Below are 25,002 nucleotides of genomic sequence, written 5' to 3'. Positions count from 1 at the left end.
CAATATTTGACACTTTTGAGAAAGTCATTGATTTGCAATAAATAAGTCATGTTATTGTCAACTGACTTAAACCTAGTTGTCACACCCGTTGCCTAAGTTTGCGCGCAGTTTAATGATAATAATGCAAACTAGGAAAATAATAATGAAAAAAGCTAACTTCAAATTGACAGCATTAGCTGCAGTATTGGCTTCTTTAGCTACAGGTTGTGGCTTAATTGATGACAGTGATGATAACGAAAATGTAGCCGCTAAGCCGGTTGCTATTGAAATGGAATTGGTCGGCCGTGCTGTACTCAATGTACAAGACCCTGAAGGTGCAGCTGAAATTGTTCAGTATCAAAAATCGACGGGTTATATTTACGCAGTCAATAGTTCGACTGATGACGTGACGGTAGAGATCATTGATGCTAATAATATTGACAAGTCAGCGTTAACTAAAAACGGCGAAGGTGTTGTTACTAATACCAACTTAACGGTGATGAGCACGATTAAAGTGTCAGACAATACCGCTGGCGATGCTAACAGCATTGCTATTTCAGACGAGCGCGAATTATTAGCGGTTGCTATGGCAGCAGACGCGGTTGATGCTAACGGCTACATTGCTTTTTATGACATTTCAGGTGCGCAACCTGTCTTTTTGAAAAACGTTGAAGTTGGAGTATTACCAGATATGGTTACTTTCTCACCTGATGGCAACAAAGTGGTTGTTGCTAACGAAGGTGAGCCTGCTGGTAACTATATGATCGACCCAGAAGGTACGATTTCCATCATCGATATTTCTGGTTCAACGGCGGCAGATATCTCAGCGGCTACTACGTTGGACTTTAAAGCGTACAACGGTAAACAAGCTGAGCTTGAAGCCAAAGGCGTACGTTTTGCCCATCCTAAAGCGGGTGCTATCACAATTAATGGGGTTAGCAACACAGAGTCAACCGTTGCTCAAGATTTAGAGCCAGAATACGTAGCGGTTACAGCCGATAGCAAAAAAGCTTATGTCGCAATGCAAGAAAACAACGCTTTTGCCGTTGTTGATTTACAATCAAAAACCATTACTGACATTCTTGGTTTAGGCTTTAAAGATTGGGGCATGTACGAGCTAGATGCGTCAGATAAAGACGATAAAGTTAATTTTAGCTCTTACCCGAATCTATATGGCATGTACCAGCCAGATACTATTGTTTCATACACGGCGAATGGTCAAAATTACATTGTTTCAGCCAATGAAGGCGACGGTCGCGAATATTTCTTTGATGTTGCTGATGAACAAGCATGTAATGATGCAATCGATGAAACTAAAGCCCCCTATGCTGACTATGATGAAGACGATGGTTGTTTATCTTACCTTGACGAATCACGCGTTGAAGACTTAACGTTAGACGCAACTGCCTTTGCTGGTGTGCAAAATGATGATTCAGATCTCGGTCGTTTAAAAGTCAGCGTTGAATACGGTGATACAGATAACGATGGTGAATATGAAGAGTTATATACCTATGGTGCACGTTCTTTCACGATTTGGAATGAGCAAGGCCAAGTTGTATTCGATTCAGGTGACGATGTTGGTAAAATTACTCATCAAATCCACGGTGAAGCGTTTAACAACGATGAAGATGAAAACGAAGGTGATACTCGTTCAGATGCCAAAGGCGCAGAGCCAGAAGCGTTGGCCATTGGTGTGGTTGCAGGCCGTACATTAGCTTTTGTTGGTTTAGAGCGCATGGGCGGTGTATTAGTTTACGATATTACCGATCCTGCTAATGCTGAATACTTAACTTACTTCTATAACCGTGGTGTGGTTGAAGGCGCTGATATTACCGGTGATTTGGCACCAGAAGGGATGAAGTTTATTCCAGCAACAGACAGCAAACCTGCTATGCTTGTTATTGGTAATGAGATTTCAGGCTCAGTTGCAGTATGGCAAATTACCGCGACTGAAAAATAGATTTTAAGTAGTCACAATAAGGCTTAGCAGTCGCTAAGCCTTATTGTTTGTTCCGTATATAAACTCTTTGCTATTTCGCATTCTCATTGCATTCCCCTCTCAAACCTGTATAATTCGCGGGCTTTTTTCACCTGGCCAAACTAGGGTGTAACAAGGCAAGCCAATTAATCTAGGGTTTATCCCTAATTTTTATTAACTTTTTCAATAACTTATTGAGGACGATATGGTAACAATTCGTTTATCTCGTGGTGGCTCTAAAAAGCGTCCATTCTACCAAGTAGTGGTAGCAGACAGCCGTTGTAGCCGCGACGGTCGCTTCATTGAGCGAGTGGGTTTCTTTAACCCTGTTGCTCAAGGCAATGCAGAGCGCTTAGAACTAGATTTAGCACGTGTAGATCACTGGATCGGTGTTGGCGCTCAAGCTACAGATCGTGTAGCAAAATTAATTAAAGACGCGCGTAAAGCTGCTTAATTAATTCCAGCAAGAGGTTAAGTAATGTCAACAACGCAAGAAAAGGTTGTCTTAGGTAAACTAGGTGCTGTTTATGGCATTAAAGGTTGGCTTAAAGTCGTTGCTTACACTGATTATGCTGAAGATATATTTAATTATTCACATTGGCTGATTGGTCGGGATGATTCCTGGCAAGAGGCTGAAGTTGTCGAGTGGCGTCGACATAACAAAGGACTCATCGCGAAATTAGCTCACGTTGATGTCCGTGAGAAAGCCCAATTGCTAACCGGTATGGAAATAGCCGTACTGTCTGAGCAATTGCCTGAGTTAGATGAAGGCGAATTTTACTGGCGCGATTTAGTCGGCATGGCTGTTGTTAATAAACAAGGCTATAACATGGGGCAAGTTAAGTCCTTAATGGAAACCGGCTCAAATGACGTGCTAGTCGTCAAAGCTAACCATAATGATGCTTTTGGTAAGACTGAGCGTCTGATCCCATTTGTTGAATCACAAACGATTGAACAGGTGGATCAGGAACAGCGTGTTATCACGGTAGATTGGGACGCGGATTTTTAATCCATGGCGCAATTAAACTGGATTGGGGTGATAAGCCTTTTTCCTGAAATGTTTGATGCTATTACCCAACACGGCATAACAGGTCGAGCTTTTAAAAAAGGCATTTTAGAATTTCATCGCTGGAATCCACGGGATTTCACTCACGATAAACATAGGACTGTTGATGACAGACCTTATGGTGGTGGCCCAGGGATGCTAATGATGGTACAGCCATTACGCGATGCTATCCAAGCAGCGAAAGCCGCAGCGGGTGAGGGTGCAAAGACAATTTATTTGTCACCTCAAGGCCGTAAATTGGATCAGCAAGGTGTTATGGAATTAGCTAATAATAAAAAGCTAATTCTAGTGGCTGGGCGCTATGAAGGCATAGACGAGCGTATCATTCAGTCGGAGATCGACGAAGAATGGTCAATTGGTGATTATGTGTTAAGTGGCGGTGAATTACCGGCAATGACATTAATCGACAGCGTCAGCCGCATGGTGCCGGGTGTGTTGGGACACGAATTATCAGCTGAGCAAGACTCGTTTACTGATGGTTTGTTAGATTGCCCACATTACACACGACCAGAGGTGTTAGATGGTGAAGCGGTTCCTTCAGTATTACTGAGCGGTAACCATAAACACATCGAAACATGGCGAATGAAGCAGGCATTGGGGCGGACTTGGTTAAGACGTCCAGAATTATTGCAAACCCTAGCTCTGACTGCTGAGCAGGAAAAGTTATTAGATGAGTTCAAACAAGAACATCTAACTTAACCTGTGACACGACAGTTTATTCTAGGTAAAGAGGTTATTATGAGTAATATCATCAAGCAGCTTGAAGAAGAGCAGCTAAAAAAAGATTTACCAGATTTTGGCCCTGGTGACACAATTGTGGTTCAGGTTAAAGTAAAAGAAGGCGAGCGCGAGCGTTTACAGGCTTATGAAGGTGTTGTAATTGCTAAGAAAAACCGTGGTCTTCACTCAAACGTAACTGTTCGTAAATTATCGAGCGGTGAAGGTGTTGAGCGTACTTTCCAAGTACACAGTCCTCTAGTTGATAGCATCACTGTTAAGCGTCGTGGTGCGGTACGTCGTGCTAAATTGTACTACTTACGTGGTCGTACAGGTAAGGCTGCACGTATCAAAGAAAAGCTTGGTTAATTGGCATTTTGATACAGAAAAGGCTCGCAATTGCGGGCCTTTTCTTTTTCTAGCCCTTGTGGGCGAACATTTATGTTTACTTTGTAGGGCGGGTTTCACACCCGCTAACCCGAGCTATCTTATTTGACTATGCATTTGCAGGAATAAATCCTATCCTACAATTGAAACCTTGTGGGCGAACATTTATGTTTGCAGAGCTTGCAAACTTGTAGGGCGGGTTTCACACCCGCTAACCCAAGCTATTTTATTGACTGCGCATTCGCAGGAATAAATCCTATCCTACAATTGAAACTTTGTGGGCGAACATTTATGTTTGCAGAGCCTGCAAACTTGTAGGGCGGGTTTCACACCCGCTAACCCAAGCTATTTTATTGACTGCGCATTCGCAGGAATAAACCCTGCCTTACAATTGAAACTTTGTGGGCGAACATTTATGTTTGCAAAGCCTGCAAACTTGTAGGGCGGGTTTCACACCCGCTAACCCCAGCTTGAGATACCAAACCTCACGATCTCGCTTTCACCCATCGCTATCCTTAGTTACACTTCCGCTTGATAATAAAGAATAAGGGAACAATCATGAAAACTCGTCAGTTAGTTTCAGGCTTAATATTGGCAGGGATCGCTGCCGTCTCATTCACTGCTCATGCCAGTGCGCCAGTTTGGAAAGTAACTAAAGGTAAGCACACGATTTATCTAGGTGGAACGGTACATTTACTCGAAAAAAAGGATTATCCGCTGCCAACTGCTTTTGAAATAGCGTATCAAAAATCTGATATTTTGGTGTTTGAAACGGACATGGAGGCGATTAATACGCCAGAGTTTCAACAAATGATGATGGCCAAGATGATGTATCAGGATGGCAGAACCATTAAAAGTGAATTATCAAGCGCGACATTTAGTTTGCTTAAAAAACACTTAGCTGAGCGTGGTGTGCCAATGCAAAACATGCAAGCGTTTAAACCGGCAATGATGAGCATTATGTTAACCATGATAGAGCTGCAGCGCTTAGGCATGACCAATGAAGGGGTCGACGCGTTTTATGCGGCTAAAGGTAAAAAAGATAAAAAGCCGGTGTTAAAGTTAGAAACGCTTGAGCAGCAATTGCAATTTATGGCCAATTTGGGCAAAGGCCAAGAAGATGACATGATTAAATTGTCTATTCAAGATGCTACAAAAATTCCGACAATTATGGCTGACTTAAAAAAAGCCTGGCGCGAAGGGGATAACCCTAAGCTGGCAGAAGTGGCTTTAGCCTCTTGGCAACAAGATTTTCCTGCTATGTTTAACGATCTTATTGTTAAGCGTAATAATAACTGGATGCCACAGTTAGAGTCTTATTTTACTACACCTGAAGTGGAATTTGTTTTGGTAGGGGCTTTGCATTTAGTAGAAAAAGCCGGTGTATTACAACAATTACAGGATAAAGGCTATCAAGTTCAGCAACTGGACTAGGTGAGGCGACAAGCTAGGCTATTTTCGATAATGTGAAAAATTAAAACGGCGAGTGGTTAGCTCGCCAAAAGAAATGTCCGACAACTTCAAGGTGATAATCTGAATTTGTCGCGAACATTGTAAATTGCTACCAAACCCCTCGCAATTGATTTTACCTAGCACGATAAAACTTTACGTAAGTAACTAGCTTGTTAGCAGGTGTTTAGTACCTTGGTTAATATTTGGGCATTAAAGCAAGGCTAAACTATGCGCGGGTAACTTAGCCACTTCATTGTTTAATGCAGCATGGACGTTAGTAAAAAATTGGCGAGCGCTATGTTCGGATATGTCGTTTTGTTTAAATTGCTCGTAACTAGATAAATAACCTTGACCCATCAGCACCTGCAACCAGCTTGAATAGCTAAATAGTGCACCTTGCGGCAGGTCTATCCAGCCTGTATTAGTAAATTGCTGCAGCTTGTCAGCGAGTGATTCTGGTATCGGCATATTGCTACAGTGACGCCAAAAAGCGCTGTCGCTTCGCTGAGTGCAATGATAATGCAAGGTTAAAAAGTCAAGAATGGCATGGGTGTCTTCTAAATACTTGCTGTTAAACATATCCGCTTCTTGCTGCATATTCTTGCCATATATGAAGGCATTTTTCAGTTCGATCGCGTATTTATGTATTAAGTGAATACTGGTTGATTCGAGCGGCTCCATAAAACCAGCAGATAAACCTAAGGCAATCACGTTTTTGTGCCATGCTTGTTTTAAACAGCCCGTGTTAAATTTTATTTGTTTAGGCTCGGTTAATTGCTCTTGCCCTTTAAGGGCTTGTTCAAGTTCGTTTTTTGCTTGTTGGTCATCAATAAACTGGCTGCTATAAACATAGCCATTGCCGTTACGTTGCCGTAAAGGAATTTGCCAGCGCCAACCAGATGATTGAGCAATTGATTTGGTATAAGGAAAGGGTAGAGTGGTCGGTTTAGTTTGAACAGCCCAAGCGCTGTCACAAGGTAAATAGGCTGACCAATCAATAAATTCGCCATTAAGCGTTTGTTTACTTAACAAACCTTTTGCGCCGCTACAATCGACAAAATAATCTGAGCTAATTTTTTCTCCGTTATCAAGATGGACACAAGCAATATTGCCGTTAGAGTGTTGGCTTATATCGTTTACGGTCGCGCTAATAAAATTGACACCCAAGGGGACGGCATACTCTTTTAGCCAGTTTGCCAGCAAGCCGGCATCAAATTGATAAGCGTGAAATAAGTGACTAAGAGGATAATAGAATTTAGGGTTGGCGTTTTCAGGTGCGGGGATAGCATCTGAATATTTGTTGTTATAGGCGGCTGTGGCAGTGGGTGAGAAAGCCGTAAAGGATTTTAGCCCCAATTGTGCGGCATGCTGTAGCCACATTTTCTCGAATGAGACGGGCTTGTCGTCGTGATAAAACTCTGTGCCGGTTTTACCAAAAGCATGCATATAGCTGTGGCCTATTTGCGACCAGTTTTCAAAATGAATGCCGTATTTGTAGGTACCTTCGACTGCTTCGAGTAGCGCTTTTTCTTCTACTTCTAAATACTTACACAGTTGAATAATAGGTGGAATAGTGGCTTCACCCACGCCAACCGTTGGAATATCAGGGCTTTCGACAAGGGTTATGTTGTATTGCGCTTGAGGTAAGCCTTTGGCCAAAATTGCTGCTGTCATCCAGCCAGCCGTACCACCACCAATAATGGCTATTGTTGTTTTATTCATGCTTTTATAGAAAGTGAGTGTCTCTATAAAAAAGAAAACCCCGCGAGAGCGGGGTTTTCTTATAGTAAAAGAAATAATTATGTTATTCGCTAACTGTTAATGAAAGGTTATCGATATACATGTCCACTTCAGTGCCAGTTATCATGTATAAGTCGAGTCGACCAGGGTTTGCTACTCCAGTCCAATCTTTTTCATCAAACACTTCTTCTACGTGAGTCCAAGTACCATCTTTTACAGGATCATGCCAGCGCTCTACGCGCAGATCCCAAGAACCTTGAGGAACAAAGTAAAAACGCATTGGTTTTTTACCATGAGTGTCAAAATTATTAATTTTTATGTCGTAGCTTAGTTTAAATTTACGGCCTTTACCTTCACCCATCACTTGAGGATTGTTTTGACCTGATATGCTAATACCTGTGTGTTTGGTACCGTCTGACGTAATATGAATACCAAACTTACCATCTTTCGCAGCAGCTTCTGTTGCTTCCATCGTAGATGTAATAGTTGCCGTTTCCCAAAATTTATTAATAAAGCGATCCATCAAACCAAGCTCAATCGCAGAGTTAAATGATGCATAGTAATCGGTTTTGTGTTCAGCAATAGTAACATTGATAGATTTAGTTAATGTACCGTTTAAGCCAGGAATCGATGCGATAACTTCAATTGTATTCGCGTTATTCTCATTGATAAGGTCATAGTTGATACCAGTGATTAAACCATTTTGATCGACAGATACACGGTGAGGGTCTAGAGACTCAAATGTAATATCATCGTTGTAGACAAAGGTTTCCCCTTCAGGAAGTTTAATCACTTCTAATTGTAACGATTCACCAGCATTAACAAAAGCAACATTGGCAGCAGCTCCAGCTACTCGAATTTCTAAGCCATTCGGGTATTCTAATGGTACGACTTCAGCTTCAATTGTTTTCTTAATCGACGGGTATTTAACTGATGTAGCAGTAACATTAACTTTACCAAGTTTAACCCCAGTTAGTTTTCCTGTGTCGGCATTTATAGTTGCAATACTTGTGTCATCAACACTGTATTTAAACTCATAATAGGTTGCATTTGCAGGTACCGGTAGGGCATTAACAGTAGCTGGGTAACCTGGGTTGGTTGTTAAACCTGTAGGGTGGTTAAACTCGATATCTGTTAATACGTCTTCTACACCTCTTACTTTTAATTGGATATTACGCTTAACGAGTTCGTCAGAGCCATTGTCTAACTCATAGTTAAAGTTATATATACCTTCAGAATAAAGTTCAGGTGGCACAAACTTTTGATCTTCTTCCGGTACAGTTTCGTTATAAGCGGTAATTTCTTCAATTAACGCTTTACGCTCCGCCGCGGTTTTTTCGTGTACTAAGGCATCATTTAATTGATCGGCATCAAAAATTAATATGTCACCAGTTTTACCGATTGCTGAAAACGGTACATCTGGACCAGTAAACAGTGGGATCAAGTTTCCGTCATCATCTCTAACTTGTTCACCTTCTTCGTTTAATTGATATTTATCAAAAGTAAACTTTGTAGTATACACAGTTGTATTAGCAGGGTTATTGGTACCGGCTAACAAGTCGATATTATGAATGCCCGTACCTTCTTCCAAATCAAGGTTAATGTCGCCAGAAACTGTAATTTTCTCTACAGGCTCGTAGGTTGTTTTATAGTCTTCACCTTCGCCGCAAGCTGTTAATGCTAGCGCAATTCCAGTGACAGTAAATAGTTTATTCAGTAAGTTAGTTTTCATCTTACTAATTCTCCAAAAATCTTAGCTCAAGCTAGGTAAACCTAGCTTCCAATTGCTTATTTGCGCTACTTAATTAAAAAGTGAAACGAGCGCTTAAACGGAATTGACGACCTGTTTTCCATTCACGAATAGTTCTACTCTTGTCGACATTGTCGGTCATGGCATTACCTTCGTTTAGTTCTATGGGTTGTAACTGCTTAGTCATATCGCCGTCGCTAAGGATCTGACTCAACATAGCGGGAGTCCCGTCATCCAGTGCAATAACATCACCAGCTTCATTGATGTAATTGCCTGCATCATTTCTTGAGTAATCAAGCACCATATTGGTTGACGTAAAGAAAGTTCTAGACACTTCATCCGTCAGGTTTAACGCGTGGAATGACAAGGTTAGATTTTTATTGAATTTATAAGATGCACTGAAATCAAGATTATTCGTTGCATCTTTCCATTCAGCACCTACATTAAGGCCACGATTTAATAGTTGTACGCCACTGTATCGATTAGCTAAACGCAATTGATGACCATTTTTTTCCCAATAAATCGTCGCGTTAGCCGAGTGTAATGGGGTGTATTGTTGTGGTAGAGGTTGTAATAATTTTCCTGAGCCAGATAATTCTTCAATGTGTGATTCTGACTCTGCATAGGTATAGTTAAAGGTGGCGCCCAATCCAGATAAAACACCAGGTAGGAAATCATAACTTTGGCTATAGCTAAATTCTAACCCTTGGCTTGTGGCACCTTTACCATTGCGGATAACAGTTGTTAACAAGTCCGCGCATTCAAAGGTAATTGGTTGTCTTAATGCATCTTGAATAATACGATGCGGCATACATTCGGTATTCGTTAGCGAATCGACCCCATCTGCAGGCATGGCGATTTCAGCCCAACTAATGTCAGTTTTGGTATAGTCAGTTCTTAAATCTTTATAATAGAAATGATCTTTAACGCTTTCTTCGAAATTGGTCATTTGCTTATCGAACAATGCCAATGAAATTAGGCCCGATTCATTGAAATACCATTCTAAAGATAGATCTAAATTTTCCGATTCTAAAGGCTGTAAACCAGGGTTATATACGGTAGCTCGGTGTGGTGATGTCCACCAAGTCGATTCATTAATACTAAAGCCTGGGCGCATAGAATCAAACCTAGGCCTCGCCATGGTTTTTGAGGCGGCAAAACGCGCAATGAACTGGTCATTTATTGCATAGTTTAAGTTTAAGCTTGGTAACAGTATGCTTGTGGAACCCTCACCAGTCGCTTGGTAGCCACGCTCGTATACTTGTTTAGGATCAATGCCGTATAACTCTCCAATGGCTTTAGAATATTGCTTTTGAGTGGTGATGTCACCATGGCGATATAATGGCCAAGGACCTCGACTACTGTCAACTTCGTTTACCCAAAGCGAGCGATCTAAAGGTTGGCCTTGATCATCAAATGGAATATTCAGTAAACCATTGTCTTTAACTAAGAAGCCGCCCCCTTCAGGGTCACCTTGTTCAAAACAGGGGTAATAATTTTGACCCGTTGAACCATCAGCATTGGTCCATGTTGCACCGTTAGGTGAACCAATAATGCCATCGCCATCAGGGTCGACGTTGTCTACTGTTACGCCATCAATTCTAACGCCTTGATTTTTCCATGGGCTAGTGCCTTCTCTTACATAAGGGCAGTCACCAAGTTGTTGATTGACAAGTTGTAAGTCAAAAAACATCGCTGTTTGGTCAAATACGTTTGCCTTGTCGTGGTATTTTATCTCGGCAAAACCAGATGAATTGACATCGGTTTTTACATAGCGTAAACCAAGGTTACCGGTTAAACGTTGATCAAAAAATTCAAAGTTAACCTTACCGTATAATGAATGATTATCTAGTTCAATGATTCGACTAGCTTTATCATTTTCGGTTAGTTCACTATTAGGTACATCAAAGATTTCTTGGTAGGTTTTAATAGGGTCTAATACGCCCCAGCCTTGTAAAAAATCAGTCGAATATAAAGGTTGACCATTTTCATCAAGCTTATTATCGGTTAAGTCACCCATAAAATCTGTGAAAGCAAACTTACCACTATCAGTTGGATCAAGAATATCTGACATGCGAATGCTGACTGGAGAGCGACCTTGAATAGGTTGACCGGTTACTTGGTCGAAACGGATTTCTGAATCACCGTCTTTAACTTGTAAAAAGTTTGTGTAAACATCTTTAACTCGATTTGACCATTTAGCACCAAACTCTAGTTTTGTGACTGGGCCAAAATCGACATCCCAATCAAAGTCTACGAATATCGATTTATTGGTATCGGTTTGCTCATTATCGTATTGTGCGGTATATCCTAGGTGGTTGGCATGAGGGTCATAAGGAATAAAGCCACCTTTAACAATATTGCTTTGATTGTTGTTAACGCCACCCGGTACATAAGTAATAGGGGTGGTCGAAACTGACATTTGACAAGTGCCACCCGTACAGTCATAACCCACTGGCTCTACTTCACCAACAGGAATATTCTGTTTTGTTGTTACAGGCATTAAGTTCCAGTTGTTAGTTGAAATTGTCCAGTTTGGTAATGATTCGTAATAGGTTTGGGCATAACCTGCGCGAATATCAACAGTTAAATCATCAGTGAGCTGTTGATGAATAGTTAATGACGCAACTTTATTTTCAGTTTCATTACCACCAAGCGTTCGACGCATGGCGCCAGTTGAAACGCGGTTTAATGATTTGACTAGAATTTTGTTTTCTTCGTCTAATGTCCACCAATCAGCCTGATTGTCATAAGCTACAATATCCCTGTCATCACCAGTACCTTCCCATTGGGCATTTACATCAGTACTTTTGGGGGCAATTAGCTGTTGTGGATTAGAAACGCTGATACCATGATTATTGTATTGCAGTGTTTGTTTGGAATAGCTTAAATCTAATTGGATATCGGTTGTTTCTGCTGGAGCAAACTGTAAACCTAGGTTAGCAGATACACGATCACGTTGGTTTAAGTCTACTCCATAGCCAAGCGTTTTGCGCATAATGGCCATTGACTCACCACTCGTTGGCTCACCCGTTTGCAGTGAGGTAGCGCCGCCATCTTTAACAAATACAGGCACGTATGGTGATAACCAATCGCCACTTAATTGATCTTTACGGGTACTCTGAGTTTCATCTGCAACTGTAACAATGAAACCAAATGTTTCATCTAATAACTTTTTCGAAAAGGTTGCAGAGAACTTTCTATTGGCATCTTCAGAAAACTCGTTATAACGCCCTTGGATCTCGACAATTCTTTTATCTTTGTTGATATTTAAGGGCTTGACTGTGCGCAATATAACATTAGCACCAAGCGAACCTTCATCGTGATCCGCTGCAGGGGTTTTTACGACGTTAATAGAAGATAAAATATCTGAAGAAATAGTACTTAAATCAACACTTTGGTCTACGCTAGCATTTCCACCTGATGCGTCGTTAACACCACTCGTTAACGCGACACCGTTTAAAGAAATTTGGTTAAGGTTTGGATTCGCGCCGCGAACGGTAATTTTAGTACCTTCACCATCTTCTGTTTGAATCGCAATACCTGTAACACGAGATAATGCGTCAGCGATATTTTGGTCAGTTGATTTACCAATATCTTCAGCGTGAATAGAATCAGAGATCGTATCTGAAAATCGCTTGCTGTTTAGCGCTTTTTGAACACTCGCTTTAAAACCGGTAACTTCGATTACCTCTGTTTCAGCTTCCTCTTGTTTCTTTTTGTCATCTTCTTCTGCCGCTAGGGCGAGTGTGGTGGTGCCGGCGAATAGGATCGGCATCATAGCCAATGCGATTGGCTTTAACTTGAAATTAACGGACATTTATAAGGTCTCCTCTTAACACCTTAGAATTAATTGTCACTTCAAGGTTTTTGCTTGTGAGTAACCAACTCAACCAATAGCAAAACCGTAACTTATTATTATTTGTTTTATTCAAACTCAGCTTTTAAAGCTGATGTTTATTATTGTTGTAGTCGCTGTTACACGATTATTGAACATAGTAATTATTGGTAACCACTCCAATATTTGTTCAAAATAACTACAGTTCGTATATGAAAGTAATTATTCATATATTCTGTAGTTTATGATTGTGTTTTAATTTTGTAAAGAATGGTTAAATATAAAATTATGGTTTTAACTAAAAAAATTGAATAGAAGGGAATAGTGAATTTATCAATAAGCCAAATGCTTGCGTTATGGGGTTTTTATTAAGACTATGATTTATAAGGATTTTAATTGTTATTTTTAGTGGTGTTTTTAACTTAAGTATAGTTATTTTTTACCAAATTACATTGAAGATTTTTTTTCAATAAAAATATTTTCCTCGCATTTTTTTAGCGTTTTCTGGCCTTGTGTGATGAAAATGTTAATCACTTCGCATAACTTCCGATCTGGCGTTTTTACATAATTGATATCTATTTGTCGTTTTTTGTTCTGGCACTTAAACCCTAACCCTATTTAGTAATAGGATTAACTTGGAGTGTTGGCATTTTTTATAATCTAGATATTCATGTTAAAAGTTGCTTTTATTTAAATTTTCCAAGGTTGTTAACGATTCTGAATTTGGTTCACGTAACTTTACAGTTCGATGGCTGTAACGTCATTTATTATGATGAATAAATTTTCGTGAACTATTTCTATATTGCCTTAATTTTGTAAGTTATTGTTTTTTATATTTATACTTTTAATTTGATCTTTTGTTATTAGTGTCTTTCTAATTTAAATAAATTTGTAAATGTAAACAAAACTTTAAAATTGTTTGATAAAAGTCGATGGATGCTGATACTATTTCGTGAGTTGTATGTGAAAGCATGCTGTTAAATATAAATTAATTATTATCATGTATACGGTGGTGGCAATGGTTAAGGCGCGTAAAAGCTATATAGCTTCGTTAATTGCACTTAGCTTAGGGACAGCAACTGGTTTAGCGAATGCAGAGTCAGCCAGTGTGACAATTGATTTGTCAAAGCAACAATATATAGGTGATGTTTCAGAACTCACTCGTAATAAATTTTTTAATCTTCACGGTACAGCAACCGCTCCAGGTTTAGCTGAAATGGATGTGAAGTACATTTTGAATGAGCTTAATGCTGATTTTGGTCGAGGTTTTTGGGGACCAATGGCGCAGGCTAAAACGGCTAATTACCCATCTACCGAAGAAGCCATGGCGCAAGGCGCGGTGAGTATTGCTAACGCCAAAGCTAATCCTAAGTATAAGTATATTTCAAATCGCCGTGTTGCTACCGAGCATCCTTACAATGTGATTGTTGAAGGTAATGATCCGATTGAAGGTGCACGTTGGGCTGCTGATTTTTTCCAATATTTTTATGAAGATGACAAACGACCTATTTTTTACGAGCCAATGAATGAACCCTTTGTGCATGCTCACGAGTTTGTTGATGGTCCTTGGGATAATGCTAAAAATGAAGAAATGCAGCGCCATATGGCAACTTGGTTTGCCGAAATTGGTCGTGAGTTCGATGCGCGTGGTATAGAGACTAATGTTGTTGGTTTTTCTTCGGCATGGCCATCATTAGAACTGAATAACTTCGCGCATTGGGAGTCGCGCATGAAGATGTTCATGGACGTTGCCGGTGATCATATGGACGGTATTGCTTTTCATTTATATGATGGTGTTAACGTTACAGGGCAAGATAATTTCCGCTCTGGTAGTAACGCAGAAGCTATTATGGATCTGCAAGAAACCTATAGCTATGTTAAGTGGGATGCAATCAAACCTCATGCAGTTACTGAGTATGGCGGTATTGTTCAAGGCTATCCTGAAGAATATAGCCCAGAGAAAAGCTCGCAAGAATTACGCTCATACAACCATATTTTATTTAGCTTGTTAGCGCGTGAAGACCGAATTTTAACGTCGATCCCGTTTATTACGGGTGCAGCTAAATGGTATTACGATTCGCACAATAATAATCCTTATTCGGCAACTGTTCTTTATCCTGATCCGGATAAAATTTTGGCCGGTAAAGTGAATGGTTATTTACCAACAGAAAAAGCCAAGTTTTATCATTTGTGGTCTGAGGTAAAAGGTAATCGTGTTGATTTTACTAATGTCGATCCTGACTTGGCTGTTCACGCTTTTGTCTATGGTAATAAAGCCTATATCGCGTTAAACAACCATGAAGATGATGCTAAACAAGTCGACTTGTCATTTGTTGATGCTGGGCAGGTAGTTGAGCAAGTTCGTACCAAGCGTTTAGATGTGCCTTATAACGAAGCGGCTATTTATAGCGATGAAACATCTGATATTGCGCCAACCCAGTTAACGATGGCTGGTCACGAAACCATAGTGCTTGAATACACCTTTGCTGAGCCAATTGTTCACTCGGGTGTTGTGCGTGAGCGTAGTTACTATAACGACAACCATATTTTACCGATTGAAGCGGGCAATACGCTATCTTACGAATTTGCTGATGTTGAAATCGATCAAGACGATCTGAGCTTTGCTGACAGTGTTGCGACTTCGATTGAATATGATGCGGATGTTGTCGCTAACTTAAACCCACGTTTAATTAAGCTTTATCGATTTGTTCTGCGTAATTACAACCATATTTTTAATCAAATAAAGCGTAAACGTGGTGATGCTTATGCTGATAGTCCAGTATATAAAGCTATGTTAAAGCGTGTACAGCGTAGCGGCTTTTTACGCAATGCCTTAATGCTTCATTACTCTGAAAATGGCTACAACGATGGTCAAGGCGAAGTGAGCTTGCGCATGGGGATTAGCCGTAAGCATGACATGTCTAAGCAACCTGTTGTTACAGTAAATGGCCATGCTGTGGAAGTGCCAAATGATTGGGCTGGCTATGATCAAGTTGAGCGTGAAGATTTCTTTGGTGTGATCGAGATCCCTGTTCCGGCTAAGTTCCTAAAAACGCATAATACAGTTAATGTGACGTTCGATGATACCCAAGGTTTTGTTAGTTCAATGGTATTAAATGTTGAAACTGACGAAATGTATCAAGCGACTGCGGTCGAAGGTATCGAGTTTGAAGATGTCGATGTCAGTATTAATAAAGACGGTATTCATCGTTTAACGGCTAATGTATTGCCTGCTAACGCCAGTAACAAATATGTATTGTGGTCTAGCAGCGATAATACAGTCGCCACAGTTGATGAAAATGGTGTAGTTGGTGCCGTTGCTCCTGGCTTTGTGGTTATTAGCGCAACAACATATGAAGGTGAATTTGTCGCGACAACTGATATTACGGTTGAAGACAAATTAACCTTAAGAAATACCGTCACTATTACGTCAGACTTATCTGAATTGGAACAGTCTAATGTGATCACCGCGACTGTGACTTATTCAAGCGATGAAGATCGTGATGTTGTTCTATCCTTGTTTGACGTTAATAATAGCTGGATGAAAGACACCAGAGTCACTGTCCCTGCAGGCGAAGGTGAAGTAACGGTTTCGCTTGAATTTAATGATGATATTCCGGCGGGTGAAGGCTATCGCGTATTAGCCGCTTTACATGATGTTGGTGGTAATTGGCGCACATCAGTTGATGGTCACTCTGTCACTGGCATCAATATAGTTGCTATTGAACCAGAAATACTGGAAGACGGTACTATCTTGTCCGGTTTAAATACGGGCTTTGAAGCGGGTGATTTAACCGATTGGGAATTTGCTTGGGATTCAGCAGGTGTTGTTGACGTAACAACTGATGCGGCTAACTCAGGCGATTACGGCTTATATATTAATACCACTGACGGCGCTGTTGGTTTAGTGGTTGCTGATATTCCTGAAGGCATGATGCAAGCGGGTAAGAAGTTTAAACTTAGCTATGATATCAAGCGTGTTTCAGGCTCTGGTTGGGCAGGTGGATTTGCTCAATTGTGGAACAATACCGAAGCTTGGGTGAGCACCAGTCAAGGGCCTTGGTTTGGCACAAGTGGCTTAAACCAATGGTTCACTGTTGAAAAAGAAATTGATGGCGCTGATTGGCCCGCAACAGGTACGCGCTTGCAAATCAACTTCCGCACTGCGGGTCAAGAATGGTATCTGGATAACGTTAAGTTAGAAGATATTACACCTGATCCCAATATTTTGTCTGATGTAAATGGTGATTTTGAAAGTGCTGATATAACGCCTTGGGTCAGTTATTGGGAAAATAACGACACCACTGTCATGAGTATTGCTGATTATGCAGCCTCTGAAGGTAACAGTGGCTTGCATATTACTGCTGATGGTAGCACTAACACAGGTATCACATTACCATCAGATATTACTCCACAAGATCTAGGTCAAGCACAAGGTAAACAGTACAAAATTAGTTTTGATGTTAAATCGAACAACGGCCGAATTACGGGTTGGTTCCGCAGTGTTGCGCAAGGCGCATGGGATAGCCGTGTTGAAACTTGGTTCGATGTCGGCGATACCTGGAAAACAGTTGAAATTGTCCGTGACCAAGTTGATTGGACAATATTGGACAACAAAGCGCGTATCGATTTGTACTTTAATCAAAACGGCGGCACGGGAATGGATGTTTATATAGATAACATTCGTATTGAAGTTGTCGAGTAGCAGCTAAGTAAACACTGTTTTTTTTAGTTACAATTTTGTAATTGCCATTTTAAAACCGAGCTGAAGTTTCTTTGGCTCGGTTTTTTATTAAGTAGTGAGTAATTATTCAGCGTAGGGAGATTAATAAGCCGTAGATCGTTTAATATTTTTGAATAAGATCATTTATCTACCGACTTTTGTAGAAAATACCGGTTTTAAAGTATCAAGTTTTTGTGGGCGAGCATTTATGCTTGCAAAGCCTGCAAACTTTCCTGTCCAAAATAGTAAGACTACAGAATTTTATTCCAGACAAATCTTAAGTACCTGCTATCCATGCAGGCACAGCTATCGCGTCTTGCTAGCGCTAGAATACCGTCCATCTCTAAACTTTATATTATTTAATCGCACTTTGTTATTACATGTGTAACGATTTGTTAATTTATTGATATAAAAAAGCATATTTATATTTAAAATTTGATGTGCAAGAATGTGAACTCTAATTATAAATTAATGTATACATAAAACTGTGCATTAAATATTAAAAATAGAGTTAAGGAAGGTTTATGTCTTTAAACACACCTCAAGAACAACAAGTGACTAATAAATTTAGAACAAGTGCGTGTGCATTTGCATTAATGATTATGCTATCTGCATGTGGTGGTAGTGGCAGCGACACAACGTCACAACCTACTAACGAAACGCCTGATACCGCGCAACCCAGTGAGAAGGTCGAGATCATATTGGCAGATAATGAATTTTTATACACTGCCCACGCGCTTAATGTTGGCGGTGGCGCAATGAATGTCGGCGAGCAAGGTTTCGAGCAAGATCAGTACTACTCAAGTGGTAACATGGTGCGCTCAACTAAAGCAATTAGTGATACTTCAGCTGACAGTTTTTATCAGACGAGTCGTGAAGGCAATATGCGATATAAGTTACCTGTTGCCAATGGTGAGTATTATGTCGCTTTTCATTTTGCTGAAACGACATACAGTGAGGCTGGCAAGCGTCAAATGGATATTGATATGGAAGGTGTCAATGTACTGACCAACCTTGATATATTTGAAGAGGTTGGTGCGAATAAACCTTATGTTTATCAGTCAAACTTGATTGCTGTAAGTGATGGGGAGCTGAATATACAATTTACAGGTAATTTGGGGTCAGCCAAAGTGTCGGGTCTTCATGTTACGCGTATTTTGAACAAAACAGCAGATAATGATAATGATGGTGTTGAGAATATCAATGATGCTTGTCCGTTTACTGTAGCGCAAGAGTTGGATTTAGTTGATAACACTGGCTGTGCTGTACCGCCGATCCCTGAAAAAGAAAAAGCCTTTGTTGAAAAAGAAGGGTTAGTGGTTATTAATTTAACTGAAACGGATTACCCTTCACAATGGCATGTGAAATCAGATACAAATGCCGCCAGTGGGCAGTATCTAGTTTGGATGGGGGCAGATGCTTTTAATTCACCGGGTCAAGGTGTTATCCCCATTAAAGTCAAAATTACTAACCCAGGCACCTATCGTGTTGAGTGGCATAATATTGTGGGTCATGGTACGCAACCAACAGAGCATAATGATAGTTGGTTGCGTATTAATGCAGATAACTTTTATGCGACCAAACCGAATAGTGTAGTGTGCCCAAATGGTAAGCCTGTTACTAATCAGTGTGTTGGTAAAGCACCGCATGGTTCGAGTAAAAATGGTTGGTTTAAAGTTTATCGTTCAGGTGATGTTACACAGTGGAAATGGGCAGGTTGGACTAGTGATAATGATGCGCATGCGATCCATGCTGATTTTGATCATGCTGGTGAATATTTAATTGAGATTGCAGGTCGCAGTAAACACCATGGGATCGCCAGAGTTATCTTATTTAGAACATTAAATAATGATGGTAACGACGTGAATCGTCATGATGCAATTGACTTGTCACTTGAGCAATCAGCAAGGCAATAACAATGCTCCTTCAAGAATAGAGCTGTTTTTATATTGATGTCAGCTGTATCAAGCGTAATTCGCATACCTGAGTTATGTAAATTACGTTTGGTATAGCTGTTCCTGCCTAAATCGCATTTTGGTCTTTTTTGCGCCAGTTTTCCCAGTTTTCGATATTTTTAAAATATCATCAGTTTGGTATTTAAGTAGAAAAGTTTTGGTAAATACCTTCACCTTCTTGTCTAATGTTTTCCTGATAACCTGAAAATCAAATATAAATTTAATGAATCCCACTTGATTTACATTTACACTTTTTAATATATAATTACGATATTAACGGATATTTAACAAAGGCCGCTGGGACTGGCGTAAATATGGTTGTATTAAAGATATGAAATTTTTAAGTCATATAAAAATTCAGACTCGCATCATCTTGCTTGTACTTCTCCCTCTTATTGCAGTTACTTACTTATCTATTGAGCGATTATCTAAAGCTAAGCAAGTGCAAAGCAATATGCAAGATGTCGAAACCGCGTTAGATTTTGTTAATGAAGTTTCGCCAATGATTGTCGCGTTTCAAGATGAGCGTAATTTAGTTAGGTTATATTTAGGCCCAGGTCGCCCTGATCATCCGGTTGGTCAAGAGTATAAACAGGATGCTGAGAATGCGACGCAACAAGCGTTAGCCATTCAACAACGATTTACCCGTTATATCAACGCCAACAAAACACAACTTAAGCAATTACCTAAATTTGGCCAACAGGTTGAGGCAGTTCTTTTTTCTTTAAGCCAATTTGAACTTGTTAGACAAGTAGCAGCCAAGCGGCATAAAAGTGAAAATGCAGAATTATCGAAGAAATTTGGTCGCCCTATATGGGTGTTGGCTGAATTTAATAGAATTATAAAGCTGCTTAACAACTCTTTGAATATTGCATTATCGGTTAGTACCAAAGATGAACAATTAGGCAAGTTAGCTAATGCCTATGGTAGTTTAATGTATTCGAGCGACGTGGCTATAGCGATTAATAGCGCGATTGACACAGCAATAACCGGAACCATGTTTGTTCATTTGTATGGCACTATCGCTGAGCTAGATGCGCAACTGGTTAGAACAGAGGTTTTGTTTAGACAAAATGCCCCAAGCAATGTGTTGGCTTACTATGACAAAACATTAAAGAAGTTACCCGCGCATGAAATGGCCTTTGCTGAATATCGTAGGGTGAGGGAGGCAACTAAGCTTAATTTAATTGGTAAAAAGTGGCCACTAGATGCACAGCAGTGGAAAACCAACTCTGAAGCGATAGCAAATGCTTACAGTCAAATAATAACCATGATGTTGCAAGAAATTGAAACACTTAAAAATCAAGCTGTTGAGCAAGCTAATAATGCAGTATATGAAACGACAGCCTTACTCATTATTTTAATTCTTGCCATTATATTGGTGTCTTGGGCGATTATTTTTAGCGTATCTAAGCCACTAAAGGCTATGGTTTCGCAGTTTTCTGAATTAGCTCGTAGCAAAGATATGACAACTCAATTGAAAGTTGAAGGTCAAGATGAACTAAGTGAATTAGCTAAAGCCTTTAATGACTTAATTGCTAGCTTTAACAACACGCTAACAGGTGTTAAAGGCCAGGCCGATGCGATGAATATGACTACAGGTTACGTAGCGGAAGCGATGGGGCAATCGTTACAGTTGTCAGAGAGTCAACTGCAAGCGACAGACAGCGTGTCTGTTGCCGTCAATGAAATGACAGCGACTATTCAAGAAGTGTCTTCAATGGCTCAGCAAACATCGAGTGCGGTCGAAAAAGCACATGATGTATCGGTTAAAAGTGCGCAAAATGCCGAATTAAGCCGAGATATGATGCAGAATTTAACCGCAGAGTTAGGCACAACCAGTGAAGTTGTTAATGCTTTAAACGATGAAGCTGAGCAAATTTCGAATGTGTTAAATGTGATTCAAGGCATCGCAGAGCAAACTAACCTTTTAGCGCTTAACGCTGCGATTGAAGCTGCAAGAGCGGGTGAGCAGGGAAGAGGGTTTGCTGTTGTTGCAGATGAAGTGAGATCGCTAGCTGGGCGAACGCAAGAATCAACAGAACAAATTCGCCAGCAAATCGAATCTTTGTTAAATGGCGCTGAAGCGGCAACTAATAAAATGCGCTCACTTCAGGAAGAAGGAAATAAAGCGGTGGCAGTCGTTATAGAAAGCTCAGCGGCATTTGAGGTGATGAAATCTGAGCTTGATAGCATCATGCAAATGGCAGTGCAAATAGCAACAGCAGCAGAAGAGCAAACCTGTGTGTCGAATGAAATCAACGAGCGTATTTTAGCCATTCGTGATGATTCAGAGAAAGTCGCTAGTCACGCCAACTCAACAGTTAAATCGACCGAAAGTTTGTCGAGTAACGGCAGTCAACTTGAAATTTATATTAACGAGTTTCAAGTGGTGGCACGTGTTGCTTAAGTTGCTTGAACTGCAACTTTCAGCATCTCAAGCAGGGCACAAAGTTAAAAAGTTAGAACTATTGTGGGCCGAATTTATTTCGGCTAGCACAAGGTTTTCTGGTGTTAAATCGGTTTTATGAATCAGCGAGTGGTTTTAAATCGAACAGTTCAAAACTTTTTAGTTAAGGTGCTTATTTTGGGTGAAGCTCAACACAAGCCTAGATTTTGTTTATGTTAGGTAGATATAGTCAAAGTGATCAGGTTTTAGGGGCAGGTTTCTAGTTCCAGACGAAACCTAAGTACTTACGTAAAGTCGAGAGTAAGCGCTGACAATGAACCATAAGACCTGAGCGAGAAGACTATAAAAGTTCGTCAGTGGGATTTAGTGACGAGCGAATTTAAACAAGATTGTGCTTAGGCTTTAATACCTGCGCCTAATGTTTGAGTCATGGCTTTCCCTTTTTTGTCATACGTCATCGCGTTTGCATTTTTAAGAGAAAGTAAAGACTGTTTTAACTGAGTCACGTTATTCAGGCTGGTTTTAATCACGCGTTCGTTAACTGCGTTCTGGGTTTTAAGTTCGTTTAATTTAACGGCACATTGTTCAACAAGCTGGCTAAATTTGGCTTCTGATTTCAATGCGCTTAAATTGGGTAGTTGAGATAGCTGAGCGTCAAGTTCGGTAATGGTAGTAAGTGTCTTGACCTTACTCTCAGCTATATCAATAATTTTTGCAGGGTCGCGGTGCGTGAAAGCGTCTAATTCTTGCGATAATAAACCTGACAACTCTTCGAGCTGTTGCATTTGTTGATTTACGATTTCAAATGCGTTTGTCATAAAGTCTTACAGCCCGAAAATATTGCCTTCTTTGGTGATCATATTAGCGGCTAAACGCTCAGCATCAACTTTGTATGAACCATCTGCAATAGCCTTCTTAATTTTATCAACTTTCTCTTGATCAAAACCAGAAGACGCATTTGCTTTTTTAGTTGCATTGTTCAATTGTTGCGCATTATTCGTTAGCGACACTGAATCCTGACGCGCGGTATTAGCTTGTGCCTGAGCACTTTGCTGCGCACCTTGATTATTTTGTTGCTGAACTTGCTGTTGTTCAGCTTGCCTAGCTGTGACTTGGTTGTTCGCCAAGTTATTGATATTTATAGCCATTGTATTTTCCCACTACCAATAATATTTTTACTACACCTATATTATCGGTTTGTTCGCTCATTTCTTTAGGATAAATTACAAATTAATTTGTACTTTTCCTATGTCACTGACTCGCGCATTAATAATGCGGTTTGATGAGCTATTTCTGACCCTAATTACATCACCAAAACTGCCGTCTGACAAGGCATATCCGCTTGCTTTAACAGTTAAACCTTTTGTATTGGCTTGTATTGTAACGAGTTCGTTCTTACAAACAAAGCATAGATTATTATTCATTATAGCTTGTCCTGGCAAAATTTGCTGCTTTGCTTTGGCGCCAATGACTTGCTCTAAGTCGGAAAGGCTATTTTTCCGTGCGTATGATTTATCAAGCATGGCTAATTTCATACTACTCGAATCTAAAATATCGCCTTTGCCAATAGTTTGACTCGCAACCAGTATAGGTACCAGCACTTTCATTTGCACGGGAACGTAAAGTGACCAACCAGCACTGTCTAAACAACGTACACGCACGGTTAAATTACGCGAATATCCAGAAACATTAGGTGCTGTCATGGAAAGTTCAGACTCGCAGGGTTTAATTTTTATTCGAGGATCTATACTTGTAGCCACGCCGGTAACGTTTTCTCCCTGTTGTTTGGGGTAAACACTTTCGGCGTGTTGACTTGCGAGAGTCTGAATTTGGTCTTTACTGTATAAAACAGCATTGGCGGGTTTTATACAGTAAAAACAAAATAAAAATATTGTCAGTGAAAAACGTATCATTAGTGCTACTCTTTTATAAATAAGTTTTTTTTACAAAATCCCTAGGTGTTTTTGCAAAAAAACGTTATAAATTAACGTACTAACTGCGTCAAAATTCTTGCGCTATCAGGCTTCATAATGTTTTAAAGCAAAATGTGAGCCGATTTTTACCGAATTGGAGAATGCAATGGCGGGATTACTCGATACAGTAAACCAACGAACTCAACTAGTCGGCCAGAATAGACTCGAGCTGCTTTTATTTAAATTAAACGGCAGACAACGGTATGGAATTAATGTGTTTAAAGTTCGTGAGGTTTTACAATGCCCGCAACTTACGTCGCTACCAAAACGTAACCCTTATGTGAGAGGGGTTGCACATATTCGCGGTCAAACTATCTCTGTTATCGATTTAAGCGCAGCCACTGGTGGGCGTGAAATTCCTGATATTCAGAATTGTTTTATTATCATTGCTGAATATAACCGCTCGGTTCAAGGTTTCTTGGTTCATTCAGTTGAACGCATTATTAACATCAACTGGGAATCGATTATGCCACCACCAAAAGGCACGGGGCGATTCAGTTATTTAACGGCGGTTACAGAAGTTGATAAAGAGCTGGTTGAGATTTTGGATGTGGAAAAAATCCTGAATGAAATCATGCCGATGTCAACGGAAGTCAGTCAGGAGATTATTGATAAACCAATCGCTAAAGATGTCAGTGAAAAATGCATCTTTATTGCGGATGATTCGTCGGTTGCCCGTAATCAGGTTAAACGAGCGTTGCAAGGCTTTAATATTCCAATTAAGTTAGCGGTTAATGGCAAAGATGCATTGGAACAATTGGCTGAATTGGCACAAGAAACCGGTGACGTGTGTGATAAAGTCGCTTTATTGATCTCGGATATTGAAATGCCAGAAATGGACGGCTATACCTTAACTGCAGAAATTAAAAATAATCCTAAATTGAGCCGCTTGCGGGTTATCTTGCATACTTCATTGAGTGGTGTATTTAACCATGCGATGGTTGATAAGGTTGGAGCCGATGATTTTATTGCTAAGTTTAATCCAGATGAATTGGCCGGAGCGGTACAAAAATGGCTAAATGTAGATTAATGGG

16 protein-coding genes are annotated in these 25,002 nt (G+C 40.2%); 10 read left to right on the top strand and 6 right to left on the bottom strand.

Features of this window, described 5'->3' with window-relative positions:
• Positions 1-142: 142 nt before the first annotated feature.
• From C2869_RS16780 to C2869_RS16755, 6 genes are all read left to right on the top strand, one after another.
• A complete protein-coding gene (locus tag C2869_RS16780) occupies positions 143-1,939 on the top strand; it encodes a choice-of-anchor I family protein (protein ID WP_108604040.1) in 1,797 nt (598 codons plus the stop codon).
• Between the two features lie 223 nt (positions 1,940-2,162).
• On the top strand, positions 2,163-2,411 hold the full coding sequence (rpsP, locus tag C2869_RS16775) for a 30S ribosomal protein S16 (RefSeq protein WP_108604039.1): 249 nt from the start codon (positions 2,163-2,165) through the stop codon (positions 2,409-2,411).
• A gap of 24 nt (positions 2,412-2,435) precedes the next feature.
• Complete coding sequence (gene rimM / locus C2869_RS16770; RefSeq protein WP_108604038.1) at positions 2,436-2,966, top strand: ribosome maturation factor RimM; 531 nt, start codon at positions 2,436-2,438, stop codon at positions 2,964-2,966.
• A 3-nt stretch (positions 2,967-2,969) separates the two neighbouring features.
• Positions 2,970-3,722 (top strand): tRNA (guanosine(37)-N1)-methyltransferase TrmD, encoded by a 753-nt coding sequence (gene trmD, locus C2869_RS16765; RefSeq protein WP_108604037.1) that lies wholly within the window; start codon positions 2,970-2,972, stop codon positions 3,720-3,722.
• 39 nt (positions 3,723-3,761) lie between these two features.
• Positions 3,762-4,109, top strand: a complete 348-nt coding sequence (gene rplS, locus C2869_RS16760) for a 50S ribosomal protein L19 (RefSeq protein ID WP_108604036.1) — start codon at positions 3,762-3,764, stop codon at positions 4,107-4,109.
• Positions 4,110-4,685: 576 nt separating this feature from the next.
• Complete coding sequence (locus tag C2869_RS16755) at positions 4,686-5,561, top strand: TraB/GumN family protein (RefSeq protein ID WP_108604035.1); 876 nt, start codon at positions 4,686-4,688, stop codon at positions 5,559-5,561.
• A gap of 228 nt (positions 5,562-5,789) precedes the next feature.
• Here C2869_RS16755 and C2869_RS16750 read toward each other — a convergent pair whose 3' ends face one another.
• From C2869_RS16750 to C2869_RS16740, 3 genes are all read right to left on the bottom strand, one after another.
• Positions 5,790-7,301: a tryptophan halogenase family protein gene (locus tag C2869_RS16750; protein ID WP_108604034.1), complete on the bottom strand. Its 1,512-nt coding sequence runs from the start codon at positions 7,299-7,301 to the stop codon at positions 5,790-5,792.
• Between the two features lie 82 nt (positions 7,302-7,383).
• Positions 7,384-9,051 carry an Ig-like domain-containing protein gene (locus tag C2869_RS16745; RefSeq protein ID WP_108604033.1) on the bottom strand — a complete coding sequence of 556 codons (1,668 nt, stop codon included), beginning with the start codon at positions 9,049-9,051 and terminating at the stop codon, positions 7,384-7,386.
• A 73-nt stretch (positions 9,052-9,124) separates the two neighbouring features.
• A complete protein-coding gene (locus C2869_RS16740) occupies positions 9,125-12,889 on the bottom strand; it encodes a TonB-dependent receptor domain-containing protein (RefSeq protein ID WP_108604032.1) in 3,765 nt (1,254 codons plus the stop codon).
• Between the two features lie 1,036 nt (positions 12,890-13,925).
• Between C2869_RS16740 and C2869_RS16735 the strand changes: the two genes are divergently transcribed.
• The 3 genes from C2869_RS16735 to C2869_RS16720 all read left to right on the top strand — a co-directional run bounded on the left by C2869_RS16735 (position 13,926) and on the right by C2869_RS16720 (position 21,995).
• Positions 13,926-17,612, top strand: a complete 3,687-nt coding sequence (locus C2869_RS16735) for an Ig-like domain-containing protein (RefSeq protein WP_159084205.1) — start codon at positions 13,926-13,928, stop codon at positions 17,610-17,612.
• 542 nt (positions 17,613-18,154) lie between these two features.
• Complete coding sequence (locus tag C2869_RS16730) at positions 18,155-19,546, top strand: malectin domain-containing carbohydrate-binding protein (RefSeq protein ID WP_108604030.1); 1,392 nt, start codon at positions 18,155-18,157, stop codon at positions 19,544-19,546.
• A 370-nt stretch (positions 19,547-19,916) separates the two neighbouring features.
• The gene (locus C2869_RS16720; protein ID WP_108604028.1) at positions 19,917-21,995 is read left to right on the top strand and encodes a methyl-accepting chemotaxis protein; all 2,079 of its coding nucleotides are present in this window, start codon (positions 19,917-19,919) and stop codon (positions 21,993-21,995) included.
• Positions 21,996-22,390: 395 nt separating this feature from the next.
• On the opposite strand, the gene flgN is transcribed toward C2869_RS16720, so the two are convergent.
• From flgN to flgA, 3 genes are all read right to left on the bottom strand, one after another.
• Positions 22,391-22,813: a flagellar export chaperone FlgN gene (gene flgN, locus C2869_RS16715; protein ID WP_108604027.1), complete on the bottom strand. Its 423-nt coding sequence runs from the start codon at positions 22,811-22,813 to the stop codon at positions 22,391-22,393.
• A 6-nt stretch (positions 22,814-22,819) separates the two neighbouring features.
• Positions 22,820-23,143 (bottom strand): flagellar biosynthesis anti-sigma factor FlgM, encoded by a 324-nt coding sequence (gene flgM, locus C2869_RS16710; RefSeq protein WP_108604026.1) that lies wholly within the window; start codon positions 23,141-23,143, stop codon positions 22,820-22,822.
• A 75-nt stretch (positions 23,144-23,218) separates the two neighbouring features.
• Positions 23,219-23,908, bottom strand: coding sequence for a flagellar basal body P-ring formation chaperone FlgA (gene flgA / locus C2869_RS16705; RefSeq protein ID WP_108604025.1), 690 nt, complete (start codon positions 23,906-23,908; stop codon positions 23,219-23,221).
• A gap of 166 nt (positions 23,909-24,074) precedes the next feature.
• Between flgA and C2869_RS16700 the strand changes: the two genes are divergently transcribed.
• Positions 24,075-24,998 carry a chemotaxis protein CheV gene (locus tag C2869_RS16700; protein WP_108604024.1) on the top strand — a complete coding sequence of 308 codons (924 nt, stop codon included), beginning with the start codon at positions 24,075-24,077 and terminating at the stop codon, positions 24,996-24,998.
• Positions 24,999-25,002: the final 4 nt, after the last annotated feature.

It is taken from the genome of Saccharobesus litoralis (genome assembly GCF_003063625.1).
Lineage (GTDB): Bacteria > Pseudomonadota > Gammaproteobacteria > Enterobacterales > Alteromonadaceae > Saccharobesus > Saccharobesus litoralis.
This window is presented reverse-complemented; position numbering and strand designations above follow the sequence as displayed.